This window comes from Fibrobacter sp. UWCM (genome assembly GCF_900129735.1).
Taxonomy (GTDB): Bacteria; Fibrobacterota; Fibrobacteria; order Fibrobacterales; family Fibrobacteraceae; genus Fibrobacter.
This window is the reverse complement of the sequence record NZ_FQWR01000004.1, coordinates 42,860-54,989: the sequence shown is the minus strand read 5'-3', so window position 1 is coordinate 54,989 and position 12,130 is coordinate 42,860. Positions and strand designations below refer to the sequence as shown.

The window sequence follows — 12,130 nt, the reverse complement described above, 5'->3', positions numbered from 1 at the left end:
AGAAACGCGGAAAAAAACGGGGCCGGGATGTAGGAAACAAGAAGAATACTGACATTACGTTACCCTCTTCGTAAAAAAAAGATTATTTTAAAAACGCAAACAAATATTTTCCAGGAGTTCAGCCATGAAAACTTTAAAGATTCTTGCCATCATCGGGGCCACGAGCCTGTTTGTCGGTTGCGCCTCCATGCCGAGAGAACTTTCGGACCACAAGGAAATCCCCGGCGGCGAATACACCGGCGAAGCGCAGAACAACCGTCCCGAAGAAATCAAGTACCAGAAGCTCCCCGACAACATGCAGTACGTGCGTGCAAGCGACTCGCTGGTTATCGCGACTTACAACAAACTAAAAGAAGACCTTTCCGTCGAAGAGGGCAATCTCCCCATCGCAGACTACCTGTTCCTGATGCCGGGAACCTGGGAAAAGATTTCTAGCACAGGCCAGAACGAGAACTTCAACAAGCGCAAGAACACCTACACCGTCGAGGCGGGCCCGGAAAAGTTCAAGTTCAAGTACGCAATCCCCAAGACCGACAAGTCCGCAAGGCACGCCTGGGAGGGCGTCCGTAAAGAAATCCGCCACCCCGCCTTCTACACGGCTCCCGAGGGCAGCGAAGAAGCAAATGCCGTTGGCGAAATTTCCATCCGAGCCATAAGCACCGAAGAAATGGCGACCATCGTGTGGTTCAGCCCGTTCAAGATGGTGGAACCGCTCTTCATAGTGAACAACACCTACATGCTCGGATTCAACAAGAAGGGGCAGTTGGAAGTCATCGACGAACTCCCCTACTACCTGCCCTACGCCGAAAAAATGAAGGCCATCATCGCCGATTACGAGCGGCAGAAGCAGGAGTATGAGCGACAGAAGCAGGAATACGAGCAGAAGAAAAAGGAATACGAAGAGGCCAAGCGGAATAGCAAGTAGCCTGGAATAGGACTACACTTCGTCCAGCGTAACAACAAGCGCATCCGTGAGGGTGCGGAAGTTCGCGCATTCCGTGAGAATGCAGTCGGCACCGTTCACAAACGCCGTTGCAAGGCGAAGCGACTCCGCTTCGGTAATCTTGTGGTTCGTGAGGGATGCCGCAGCATAGAGTTCGGCAGCCTTCACGGAGATTTCGGAATCCACGGGACACACCTTCACGTTCCTCGAATGCTCGAAGAACTCGCGGTACTGGCGGGCAAGCACACCCTCATTTGCACCGAACGCTTTCTGGCTAATTTCAAACAAGGTAACAGGAGAAACAAGAACCTGCACGTTCTTCTCGTACACCATGTCGAGCACGCCCGACACTGCCGGGTAAAAATCCGGGTGCATCTGCAATAGCCGGACCAGCGGGCCGGAATCCAGAAAAAGAACGCGGCTCTGTCCGATATCCCTTATCACTCGTAAATTTCCATGTAGGCGATATCGTAACGCATGCCGGCACGCACCATCTTGAAGCGTTCGGCCTTCGGGTAGTAGTACCAGATCATCCACTCGCCGCTCATGTCGGTGCGCTTGGTCTTGATGGCGATGGGCTTTTCGCCCTTGTAGAATTCGCGCTTGTGCGGGATCACGTGTTCGAACGGGCGGTAGGTATGCACAGTCTCGCCCGCCTTGCGTTCGATAAAGCCCTTGCCGCCCTTGCTCCAGGTAATGAACACCGGGCCGTTTTCGTCCTTCATCTCTTCGCAGCTGTCAAAACCGCTACCGCACCAGAAGAACTCCTTGAACTTGAGCTGCACCTCGGGCATGTTGAAACTCGCGACCTTGCGCGTGTTGCCCTTGTAGGTTCCGTAGTCGCCCTCAAGCTTGTACTGGCCCGCATTGTACTCGTTGCAGCCGCGCTGAGCGACCTTCACCTTGCGGCCCGTCACCGCAATGTCTACCGTACAGCCATCTTCCTGGTAAGCCAGACGCGCGTTGCCGTTGGATTCGCGAATTTCCAAGTTGCCCATCTCGATTTCGGCGCGGTTGCCCTCGGGCCCGTTCTGGATGGTCACATCGAACCGCTTGGGGTTGTTCGGCGACTTTTTCAGATAAACGCTACCCGTCGCAGAGGCGTACTCGCCACTCAAGTCAAGCGCTTCCTGCTGGAATCGGGCCAGTTCCGCACGGCGCACCCAGACGGTACCGAGTTTGCAGTCGATAGGCACGTATGTCGGCGGTTCCTTCGGTTCCTGTTCAACCCAGGTCACCACCTTCTTCTTCTTGGTCTTCGTCTTGACTCGGCCCTTCTTGTCCTTTACCGGACGGCCCTTCCTGTCGGTCACCTCGACGGTCTCCTTGACCCAGCTGACCTTCTGCACCTTGTCCTTGGGGATGGGCAGTTCCTTTATCCAGTCGGACTTGGAAAGCTGGCCTACGGGAGCGGACTCGTCCACATCGTTTTTTACTTTCTTGTAAACGGGAAGGGTTTCTTGTGCGAGCGCGAACGTTACGAACAAAACGGCAATAAAGCAGAAAATTCTTTTCAAATTAATCCTCATGGCACGAAAAATTAACTTTTTTTCAAAAAGTTGTAGTAATTTATCCCATTTTTGGGGGGAATTCTCCCATTTGTTCGTTAATTTGCTAAACTTTTGACATATTAATTACCAAAGGAGAATTCCGAGATGAAAAAGATGATCCTCGCTTCTTGCATTATGGCAGCGGCCGTATTTGCCGCCCCTGATGCAGCAGCAACTGCCGCAAAGGCAGACGTTGCACAAAAGGAACTAGACAAGGCTACAGCCGACAAGGCAGCCCCCGCAGCTGAACAGGCAGCACCTGCCGCTGAAGCCGCTGCCCCCGCAGCCGAACAGGCCGCCCCGGCCGCTCCTGCCGAAGCAGCACCTGCCGCCGAACAGGCTGCACCCGCTACCGAAGCCGCCCCCGCAGCAGAAGCAGCTCCTGCAGAACAAGCCGCCGCTGACGCTTCGACTGATTCGGCAAGCTCAGCAACCGCCGCTCCGGCTGAAGAAGCACCGGCCGCAGACGCAGGCTTCACCGAACCCGCGACTGCCGAAGAAAAGGTCGCAGCCGCCGACGAGCAGAAGCCCGCCAAGAAGAAAAAACGCCGCAAGAGGAAGAAAATGATCCAGAACGCCGTGCTCGAGACCCCGAAGCTCGCGTTCGACATCAATGCTGACTTCGAATTGGAAGCCGGCAAGGTCTTCTGGACCACCGAAGACGACGAAATGAGCGACAACCTTGAAACTTGGAACGGCGAAGCCAACTTTGCCGTGCTCGCCGAAGGCGAAGACTTCAAGGGCAAGATTGCCATAGCGTTCTACCCCGGCGATCTCCGCATGTCCGACGAATCCCTCGACAAGAAGGCCAAGAAGGAATCCCTCGACAAGAAGGCCAAGAAGGAAGCCCTCCGCGAAGGTACCGAAAAGGGCACCGACGACTACTTCAGCCTCGACGAAGCCTGGGCATTCCAGGAAACCGACATGTTCAACTTCAAGGTCGGTCGTTGGGACAACACCGACAAGAACGGTGACTACTTCGGTGGCTACATCGACGGTTACCTGACCGGTTTCATGTCTACGCAGGCTTCCGAAAACCAGCTGCAGTTCGGCTTCACCCCGTCCGAGACGATGGATCTGAATATTTCTCTCATCAGCAAGTCCGTCAACCTCAACAAGGGTGACCTCCGCGCCGTGTTCAACTTCCATAACCTCGAAGCCCTCAACAACATGAAGATCCAGCTCGGCTACCGCAGCAACATCTTCGACGTTGTCTACGACTCCGACGCCGAAATCAAGCACAATGTATCCCTCAAGGCAAACGTCCCCGTGGTCACGAACCTGTTCAACATCTTCGGCGAAGTGGCTCTCATGAACCTGAGTGCCGATGACGACATGGTCATGCCCATCACGGGCGGTGTCTCGATTTCGCTCCCGGTTATCGACCGAATCATCCTCGAAGCCGAATACGTGGGTGACCGCGACGAGCACAAGGAATACCAGGGCTTCGCAGCCAAGCACGTGAAGGACGTTCTCGGTGCAGTCTACGTCGAGAAGGCCTTCACCGACCGCTTCAGCCTCTCTGCCGGCTTCCACAGCTTCGGCAGCACGAAGGACTGGATGCTCTCCGGCAACCTTGTCGGCAGAATAAACTAAGAGACCGAGCTCTCGACGTCTCGAGGATAAAACCTCCGGTCACTCGTGCTCTCTCGCAACCGCCCTCGGTTAACACCCGAGGGCTTTGTTGCTCACGGAGACCGCTCATTCGAAGGTTTGAATTTTGCGGAGCTCGCCGGTTGGGCGGGCTCTTTTTTATTGGGGATTAGAGTGCGGTTCTAGAGCGCGGGAGTGCTGGCGGCCTGGCGTTCGGGCAGGTTCTTCCAGTAACGCACCGGCAGGCAACGCCGGAGCAGTTTCGGGTTTTCGCGCTCCTTGATGGCGATGGACTTGTAGTAGTCTTGCCACAGCTGGGTAAAGCCATCGGACTGGATTGCCTTCACGAACGATTCCTCGTCGGGGAGCGTTACCACTTTGCTCTCCCCCACCTTGTCGTGCAGCAGCGCATACTTGCGCTTAGAATCATATATAATCCACTTCTCGAAGGCAAACCTGTTGCGGAAATGCGGCTCCATCATGAGGAGGATATCGTACTTCGGTTCTATCTTTGATATGTAGAAATTGCCCGGCCCCTTCGAAAAGCGGACCATCCCGAGCATGTTGCCCGCCTCATGGCGCACGGAACCCGCAATCTTGTACAGCGGGAGCATCTCTAGCGATGCGGGGTTCTTGCCGTAGTTCGGGTCATCGCCCGAAAACAGTTTGCGGAGGTAGGCAAAGATTTTCATTTCTATCCCGCGCTCTTCCGAGAGGAACGCAGTTTCTAGCAGGGTAAGCACTTCTTCGCTTGCGTTGTTCACTATGGCGCGGCGCAGGCGCATCGCGGAATCCTCGTTCGTCTCCACGCGAAAATTCTGCTGAAACAAATCAACGGGGGCATCGGTATCGCGATCCGGGACGAAGTTTTCGACATCGAGCCGCTGGGAATAAATTTCGAATATGGCGGAAAGGAAACCGTCAAATGATGAATCGTATGAAATGGAGAGAGTCATAAAAACAATTGATAATGGATGATGGATAATTGATGATGCAGGATGTGTAATGTATATTTCGGGATGCGGGATGTTTTTAGTTGGCAGAACTTAGTTGGCAGTAGGCAGTGTTTGTCGCGGGCGACTACGCGGAGAGTGCCGAGGGCTGCGGGAAGTTTATCGAAGGCGTCGGCGCAACCGCAGGCGAAGGCAGCGCAATCGGATTGCTGTCGAACAGGTCGAGCTGGCCGGATTTCGGACGCGGGAGCAACAGCGGGCGAATCATCTCAGGGTAAAGCCGCCGGAGCGACGCGGGAATATCGGGATGGTAGATGAAGTACTTCGCGCGCTTCAAGACCACGCCCATCTTCTTCAGGTTCTCGAGCCGTATCTTGCAGTACCGCCGTCCCGAAACAATCAGCCGGGCAGACTTCACGCCGATTCCGGGAACCCGCAACAGCATCTCGTAATCGGCAGTCTGGATATCTATCGGGAACAGTTCCAGGTGCCGTAGCGCCCAGCCCGCCTTCGGGTCCAGATTCAGGTCCAGGTTCGGGTTCTGCTCGTCGAGAATCTCGTTGTACTCGAAGTTGTAAAAACGCATGAGCCAGTCGGCCTGGTAAAGCCGGTGCTCGCGCAGGAGCGGCGGCTTGGTGGTAATCGCGGGCAGGCGCTTGTCGGCGTTTACGGGAACGTAGCCCGAAAAGTACACACGCTTCAAGCGCTGCTGCTTGTAAAAACCCGCCGAAAGCGTGAGAATCTGGAAATCCGTTTCGCCCGAGGCGCCCACAATCATCTGCGTGCTCTGCCCCGCAGGCAAAAAGTTCGGGGTGTACCTCCCCCGCGCGCCGCCGTACTCGATCTTGCGTTCGGCAAAGTAGTTCATGGGAGCGTACACCGAAGCGTAGTTCTTGTCGGGAGCGAGGTAAGTGAGCGACCTCTCCGAAGGCACCTCGATGTTCACGCTCGTGCGGTCTGCATAGAGGCCCGCCTCATGAAGCAACTTCTCGGAGGCGCCCGGAATACTCTTCAGGTGGATGTAACCCCCGAAACGGTGCACGGTACGCAGTTCCTTCGCGACCTTCACCAGCAGTTCCATCGTATAGTCGGGCGAGCCCACCACCGCAGAACTCAGGAAGAGCCCCTCGATATAGTTACGGCGGTAGAATTCCAGCGTGAGGTCTATGACTTCCTTCGGGGTGAACGTCGCCCGCGGGATATCGTTGCTCCGGCGGTTCGCGCAGTAGGCGCAGTCGTACTTGCAGGCATTCGAAAGCAGGACCTTCAAAAGCGAAATGCAACGGCCATCGGAAGACCACGTGTGGCAAATACCCGCCGGGCAAGCATCGCCCAGCCCCCTCGGGGGCGCAGAACGCCTAGAGCCGCTCGACGTGCACGAGACATCGTACTTGGCGGCAGCGGAGAGAATATTCAGTTTTTCGCGGACATCCATACTTGCTTTTTTGTTTAGTTGCACCTTTGTTCACTACAAATATAAATAAAACTGCCCAAAAAAGCAATAGTCCCGTCATTATTTTTATAAAAAAGCTCTCGCGAACGAGCGGTCTTGTCATCTATGATGATAGGGGTGGTTCTGCATCACCATCTGCACGCGGTACAGCTGCTCCGCCATAATCACGCGGGCATGGTCGTGCGTGAACGTGAGTGGCGAAAGCGACAAGAGCAAGTCCGCGGTCTTTTTCAGATTCTCGTCAATGCCGTAGGCTGAGCCGATAAGAAACACGATATTCCCCGGAAAGCGGTCGCGCAAGGTATCGGAAAGCTTCACCGTATCCATGAGTTTGCCTTCTTCAGACAAAATAACGCGACGGTATTCCGACTTGGGGAACTTCTTCTCGAAGAGGGCCGCTTCCTGCGCAAGCGACTGTACGCGGTCATCGAGTTTGGATTCCTTGAGTTCCACGACCTCGAGCGGGAACATGCCACCACGCAGGCGCTTCACGTACTTTTCCACCTCGTCCGCGATAAACGGCGAGCCGGCCTTACCAAAAACAGCGAGAACCCATTTCATACTAGTTATTAGTCATTAGTTATTAGTCATTAGTTTTAAGTCTGGCGGCTATGCCGCGATTATAAAAAAGCCAATGACCATTGACCAATGACTATTGACCCTTCTAATCTATCTGCCTACGCTCAGGCGTTCGATGAGGAACTCCGGCATACCCGCCTTGCGCATGCGTTCCTGCGTCTGGAACACGTCGTATTCCACGCGTATAATGCGCACACACTTCGTCTCGGTATCGAGCAGGCACCAGCTAGCACGGCAATCACGGTCGCGCGGCTGGCCCACGCTGCCCACATTCACCAGCAGGCGTTCGGTATTCGCGATGGTGTACTCGTACTCGTCCAGAATCTTGGGGATAGCCATCGGGCGGCTCGCCACAATCACCGGGCTGTGCGTATGCCCGATAAAGCAGTACGTTCCGTGAAAATGGTCAAAGGCGTCGAGAGCCTCTTCGAGGTCGGTCACGTACACCCAGTCCGCAGGGGAAAGCGGGGATGCATGCACAAAGGTAATATCGTTTTCTTCCTTGATGTAAGGGAGCGCCTTAAGGTACTCGATTGATTCCTTGCACATGTGCGACTGCGTCCATTCGATGGCCTGCTTCGCATACGGGTTGAACCCTACGCTCGACTCGTACTTGATGGCCACGCTGTCGTGGTTACCGATGAGGCAAAGGTCCATATTGTCGCGGGCAAGTTTCACGCACTCGTCGGGGTCTGCGCCGTAGCCCACAAGGTCGCCCAGGCAGACTCGCCTTTCAACGCCGTTGTCATTCATGGACTGGAGCACGGCCTCGAACGCCGTCGCATTGGAATGAATATCAGAACAAATACCGTAAAGCATGCGGAAAATTTAATATATTTGCGCGCGTATGGAAGTAATCGAAGACAAGACCAAGGTAAGCATCGCCTACGTGCTGCTCGAAAAGGGCGGACGCATACTGGAAGAAATTCCCGCGACACACCCGTTTGTCTATATCCACGGCTACAACAACATAATCCCGGGGCTCGAGACGGCACTCGCGGGGCGCAAGCTCGGCGAGAGGTTCAGCGTCGACATCCCGGCAAACCTCGGTTACGGCCCGTACCGCAAGGACCTTATCCTGAAAGTCCCCAAGGCAGAACTGCAAGACGTGGGCGAACTCTGGCTCGGGATGGAACTCGAGATGTTCATGGACAACGACATCCGCGAATTCCAGTTGCCCGAGACGGCGGACGAGTTCGTCGAAGACCTGAACCTCGACAGCGACGAGAGCGACGGCATATACACGGTCAAGGAAATCTACCGCGACTCCGTGCTCGTTGACGGGAACCACCCCTTCGCGGGCAAGGACCTCACATTCGAAGTCGAAGTCGTTGCCATCGAGGAACCCAGCTTCACTGAACTTGAATCTGGATTTCCCGACCAGGACGATTACGAAGACGGTTACGATGACGGCTATGACGACCGGTACGACGAAAAATTTTAGAGACTAGGGTGGGCAAACCCGCCTTCGGTGCAAACAAACTAAAAATCCCCCGGCAAAGCCGAGGGATTTTTAAGTTCGCAATTTTCCGCGAGATTAGGCTTCGTCAGCGAGTTCGGGAGCCTTCTTGATCACGTTGCGGCGGCCATAGCGGACCTTGCTCGGGTCGAAAGTCGTTTCGACCGGGGCAACTTCAGCAGCGGCGGGAGCGGCAACCGGAGCGGCTTCGACTGCGGGGGCAGCCGGAGTTTCAACCGGGATACGCGGAGCGAGCGGGCGGCGGGCTTCAGCAGCTGCAGGGGCAGCGGCTTCGACTGCGGGGGCCTGTTCGGCGGCGGCAGGAGCAGTAGCTTCGGCCGGCTTGTTGAATTCGCGGCGCGGACGGTCGGGACGGCCTTCACGGCGGTCACGGCGCGGGCCACGGTCGGGGCGCTGTTCGTTGCGGTCACGGTTCTGGGCAGGCTGGGCCTGCTTGTCACCACGAGCGTCCTTGTTATTCTGACGATCCTTGCCATGATCCTTATTGTTGTTACGGTCACCGCGCTGAGCCATTTCCTGGGCACCGACGGGGCGGCGGGAATTCGGCTTCAAGTTCATGTCCGGGGTGAGCTTTTTAACAATCGGAGTATGGAGATTGTCGAGAATCTTGTTAACCTTAGACAGGATAACGATGCTCAAAATCACTGCGACGAGCGACAGAGCAATTGCGATGTAGTTTTCCATCTGGGCACCTCATAAGTAAGGGTTAAGCCACAACGGAAGGCTGGAAAAGACCCGCCGTAGGGGTGATTGCGAGTGTGTGTTGTTTAGGGCCATCTTAATAGCGCTTCTATGGAAGCTTGACGGCCAGGAAGGCTCCTATCCAGCGGATCTAGTCCGGCTCAGGAATCTGGAGCAGGGCGGTTTTCGCCGCAGCGATAAACCGCAGGGGGCAATCACGGGCGGAAATTTAAAAAAAATTTGTGTCAAAAAACGCTAATTCAGCGCTTTTTCGATAACTTTTTCCATTTTTTCGGCCATGGCGTCCCAACTCATAGTCAGGGCGCGCTCGCGGGCGTTCCGTTCGAGCTCGGAGAGGCGGTCCTTGTCGTGCAGAACGGCCGCAGCCTTCTCGCAGAACCCCTCGGGATCGTCGTTCTCGTACAGGAGGCCGGTCACGCCATCCACCACGGAATCCTTGAGGCCAGCGACGTTGTTGCTCATCGAAATCGTGCCGCAGAGGTTCGCCTCGATGTTGTTGATGCCCCAGCCTTCCTTGAAGGAGGGGTTGATGAACAAGGAGGAGCGGCTCAGGAGGTCGCGCTTTTCGTCTTCGGAAACGCGCCCGAGGAACTTCACGGAATCGCGCACGCCAAGCTTATCGACCAGCTTTTCGAGTTCGCCGCGGTAGTCCCCACCACCGGCAACTTCGAGTACGATACCCGGCACCAGCTCGCGGAGGCGCGGCATGGCATTGATGACAAACTGCGCGTTCTTGTACTTCATGAGGCGGCCCACGTAAGATATTACCGGAGGGTCGGCCTTCTTTTCGGTCGGGTGGAAATACTCCGTATCGATGCCCGGCTCCACCACCTCGATCCACTTGGCCTTGATGCCCATGTCGACAATCTCGTCGGCGGTGCTCTGCGAAATCGCGAGGAAGTTCTCGCCCTTGTAGAAGAGCGCTACAGCACGTTCCATCAGGTACACATAAAGCGCCATCGGGAAGAACGTTTCGCGGAAAATCGACTTGCGGAAAAAGTGCATCACCATGTGGAGGCGCTTGACCTTCGTGTTGCACGGCGTGAAGAACGGAATCTTGTTCAGGTCTTCCACGATGAGGTCGTATTCGTGCTGGTGCTTGCGGGCGTAGCGGTGCGCCGTGTAGTTGAACAGGAACTTGTTGCCCGTGCGGATGGTGCGCATGCCGTCGACCACCTCTTCGTCGGGCAGGCCCTTCACGCTATGCGAAAGGACGGTCACCTCGTAGTTGCGGGCATTGATGCGCTTGAAAATCTCGTGAAAGTACAGTTCGGCGCCGCCCGCTTCCGGGTTCTTTATATCGCGCCAGTTGATGAGCAAAATCTTTTTCTTTTCCACGTTAGAACCTGTTCAATTTCCGCATGTAATATACAAAAATGTTTCCGCCGTCATTCGCGGCGACTATCCCCGCTGTCATCCCCGGCTTGAGCGGGCAGACAGCACTTGGCAACTTGTTGCCTAGTGCGCATGACCACCAAGGTGGGGATCTTCTTCCCTAATCCTGCCAATCGCTTCCTTGAACTGCACGGGTTCCTGCAGGAGCGAGATTACCACCCAGCCGTCCTCGTCGAAGTCGAAGAAGAAGCCGGGCTGCACCAGCACGTGCTTTTCGCGGAGTAAACGGAGCGTGAGTTCCTCGTCGTCCTCCCCCAGGCGCACAACCGCATACCAGCCGCCGAGAACCTCGGGGCAGTACTTGGACGGGAAAGCTTCGCGGAGGGTCTGCCAGTTCTGCAAAAGGCGTTCCTTGACACGCGATTCGTAAGCGGCGGCCGCGGGCAATAGTGCGGTGCCGAGAGCCTGTGCCGGGGCGGACACGCTCAGGTAGGCATCTTCCACGAATTCGAGTGCCGCGCGGAATTCTTCAAAGCGTTCGCGGGGCGCGTAGAAAGCCATCCAGCCGAGCTTGAGCTGCGGGGAACCCACGGCCTTGCTTAAGCCGTTCAGCCAGAAAATCGGGCACTTCGGACCGTCTTCTGGGAGGTTGACGAAGTCGCCGCCGCCCGCATCCCAAAGAGACTCTCGCCCACAGTCATCCCCGCGACCTGTGGTGAGCGTCGCCGAACCAAGGCGGGAATCTCTCTTTCCGCCAAACACATATTCCCAACTGCGGCGAACCTCCGGCGAAAAACCGTAATCGCCGAAAACTTCGTCGACCACGAGAATCATGTCGTTCTCTTCGCAAAAAAGAACCGCCGCATTCCATTCCTCGCGGGAAACGCAGTGCCCCGTCGGGTTGTGCGGCGAGACCAGCAGCAGGATTTTCGCTTTCTCAGGAGCTGCCAGCAGGCTGTCGGTATCGAGTATGAATCGAAAATCCGCGCCCGATGTCATCCCCGCGACCTGTGGTGAGCGAAGTCGAACCAAGGCGGGGATCTTTTTTTTCTTCTCCCGTTGCAATTTTAAAAAGTACGGTGCACATTCCAAATGTTCCAACTGCGCTAGCGTATCAAGCAGCGGATAGCCCGGCATCGGCGTGAGGATTACATCGCCCGGATCGCAGAATGTCTTGAACAGAACCGAATACGCTTCGCTCGTACTTGCGGTCAAAAGGATTTGCCCCGCCGTAAAGTTGCCGCCGCGTTCGCGGTAATATTCTACCACAGCCTCGCGCGCAGACTTCCAACCCGCCGCATCGGGATTCCAGCAACCGAAAGATTCGCGGCCTTCATCAACCGCTGCATCCAAGTCAATCGGCAATCCCGCCTTCACAGGCGAAGAAACCGTCATGTCGATAAACGGGAGTCCGCCGGCATTTCCGACACGACCATCCGTGACGGCACATTCCGCGAACACTTCAGCCTTCGCACGTTCCAGTTCGGCAAAGAACGGCGACGGAGAAAGGTCTTTAGGCAAGCGGGAAGAAAGCATATCCAA

12 protein-coding genes are annotated in these 12,130 nt (G+C 55.8%); 3 read left to right on the top strand and 9 right to left on the bottom strand.

From position 1 onward, the window contains the following. Positions 1 to 124 precede the first annotated feature (124 nt). Positions 125 to 925 (top strand): hypothetical protein, encoded by an 801-nt coding sequence (locus tag BUB22_RS03985; protein ID WP_073114027.1) that lies wholly within the window; start codon positions 125 to 127, stop codon positions 923 to 925. Between the two features lie 12 nt (positions 926 to 937). Here BUB22_RS03985 and BUB22_RS03980 read toward each other — a convergent pair whose 3' ends face one another. Both BUB22_RS03980 and BUB22_RS03975 read right to left on the bottom strand, forming a co-directional pair. Then, entirely contained in the window at positions 938 to 1,387 is a 450-nt protein-coding gene (locus BUB22_RS03980) for a type II toxin-antitoxin system VapC family toxin (protein WP_073114026.1), read from the bottom strand. Beyond that, the gene (locus BUB22_RS03975) at positions 1,384 to 2,460 is read right to left on the bottom strand and encodes a hypothetical protein (RefSeq protein ID WP_072811304.1); all 1,077 of its coding nucleotides are present in this window, start codon (positions 2,458 to 2,460) and stop codon (positions 1,384 to 1,386) included. Before BUB22_RS03975 ends, BUB22_RS03980 begins: the two co-directional genes overlap by 4 nt. 138 nt (positions 2,461 to 2,598) lie before the next feature. On the opposite strand from BUB22_RS03975, the gene BUB22_RS16600 reads away from it, so the two are divergent. Then, positions 2,599 to 4,089, top strand: a complete 1,491-nt coding sequence (locus BUB22_RS16600; protein ID WP_175547230.1) for a hypothetical protein — start codon at positions 2,599 to 2,601, stop codon at positions 4,087 to 4,089. Positions 4,090 to 4,268: 179 nt separating this feature from the next. Here BUB22_RS16600 and BUB22_RS03965 read toward each other — a convergent pair whose 3' ends face one another. The 4 genes from BUB22_RS03965 to BUB22_RS03950 all read right to left on the bottom strand — a co-directional run bounded on the left by BUB22_RS03965 (position 4,269) and on the right by BUB22_RS03950 (position 7,890). Then, on the bottom strand, positions 4,269 to 5,042 hold the full coding sequence (locus BUB22_RS03965) for a TIGR03915 family putative DNA repair protein (protein WP_073114024.1): 774 nt from the start codon (positions 5,040 to 5,042) through the stop codon (positions 4,269 to 4,271). Positions 5,043 to 5,166: 124 nt separating this feature from the next. Further along, positions 5,167 to 6,474, bottom strand: a complete 1,308-nt coding sequence (locus tag BUB22_RS03960; RefSeq protein ID WP_073114023.1) for a putative DNA modification/repair radical SAM protein — start codon at positions 6,472 to 6,474, stop codon at positions 5,167 to 5,169. A 117-nt stretch (positions 6,475 to 6,591) separates the two neighbouring features. After that, on the bottom strand, positions 6,592 to 7,053 hold the full coding sequence (locus tag BUB22_RS03955; protein ID WP_072811314.1) for a 23S rRNA (pseudouridine(1915)-N(3))-methyltransferase RlmH: 462 nt from the start codon (positions 7,051 to 7,053) through the stop codon (positions 6,592 to 6,594). Between the two features lie 108 nt (positions 7,054 to 7,161). After that, entirely contained in the window at positions 7,162 to 7,890 is a 729-nt protein-coding gene (locus BUB22_RS03950; RefSeq protein WP_073114022.1) for a metallophosphoesterase family protein, read from the bottom strand. Between the two features lie 28 nt (positions 7,891 to 7,918). Between BUB22_RS03950 and BUB22_RS03945 the strand changes: the two genes are divergently transcribed. Next, complete coding sequence (locus BUB22_RS03945) at positions 7,919 to 8,515, top strand: FKBP-type peptidyl-prolyl cis-trans isomerase (RefSeq protein WP_073114021.1); 597 nt, start codon at positions 7,919 to 7,921, stop codon at positions 8,513 to 8,515. Positions 8,516 to 8,608: 93 nt separating this feature from the next. Here the strand turns inward: BUB22_RS03945 and BUB22_RS03940 are convergent, their stop codons facing one another. From BUB22_RS03940 to BUB22_RS03930, 3 genes are all read right to left on the bottom strand, one after another. After that, complete coding sequence (locus tag BUB22_RS03940) at positions 8,609 to 9,235, bottom strand: hypothetical protein (RefSeq protein ID WP_072811321.1); 627 nt, start codon at positions 9,233 to 9,235, stop codon at positions 8,609 to 8,611. Between the two features lie 252 nt (positions 9,236 to 9,487). Further along, on the bottom strand, positions 9,488 to 10,591 hold the full coding sequence (locus BUB22_RS03935) for a glycosyltransferase family 4 protein (protein WP_073114020.1): 1,104 nt from the start codon (positions 10,589 to 10,591) through the stop codon (positions 9,488 to 9,490). A gap of 120 nt (positions 10,592 to 10,711) precedes the next feature. Then, complete coding sequence (locus BUB22_RS03930) at positions 10,712 to 12,124, bottom strand: pyridoxal phosphate-dependent aminotransferase (protein WP_073114019.1); 1,413 nt, start codon at positions 12,122 to 12,124, stop codon at positions 10,712 to 10,714. Between the last annotated feature and the right edge of the window lie 6 nt (positions 12,125 to 12,130).

Excerpts from the sequence above, each read along its gene's own strand:
- BUB22_RS03940 (WP_072811321.1), bottom strand. The coding sequence starts at position 9,235 with ATGGAAAACTACATCGCAATTGCTCTGTCGCTCGTCGCAGTGATTTTG.
- BUB22_RS03955 (WP_072811314.1), bottom strand. The coding sequence starts at position 7,053 with ATGAAATGGGTTCTCGCTGTTTTTGGTAAGGCCGGCTCGCCGTTTATC.
- BUB22_RS03960 (WP_073114023.1), bottom strand. The coding sequence starts at position 6,474 with ATGGATGTCCGCGAAAAACTGAATATTCTCTCCGCTGCCGCCAAGTAC.
- BUB22_RS03985 (WP_073114027.1), top strand. The coding sequence starts at position 125 with ATGAAAACTTTAAAGATTCTTGCCATCATCGGGGCCACGAGCCTGTTT.
- BUB22_RS03945 (WP_073114021.1), top strand. The coding sequence starts at position 7,919 with ATGGAAGTAATCGAAGACAAGACCAAGGTAAGCATCGCCTACGTGCTG.
- BUB22_RS03950 (WP_073114022.1), bottom strand. The coding sequence starts at position 7,890 with ATGCTTTACGGTATTTGTTCTGATATTCATTCCAATGCGACGGCGTTC.
- BUB22_RS03965 (WP_073114024.1), bottom strand. The coding sequence starts at position 5,042 with ATGACTCTCTCCATTTCATACGATTCATCATTTGACGGTTTCCTTTCC.
- BUB22_RS03930 (WP_073114019.1), bottom strand. The coding sequence starts at position 12,124 with ATGCTTTCTTCCCGCTTGCCTAAAGACCTTTCTCCGTCGCCGTTCTTT.
- BUB22_RS16600 (WP_175547230.1), top strand. The coding sequence starts at position 2,599 with ATGAAAAAGATGATCCTCGCTTCTTGCATTATGGCAGCGGCCGTATTT.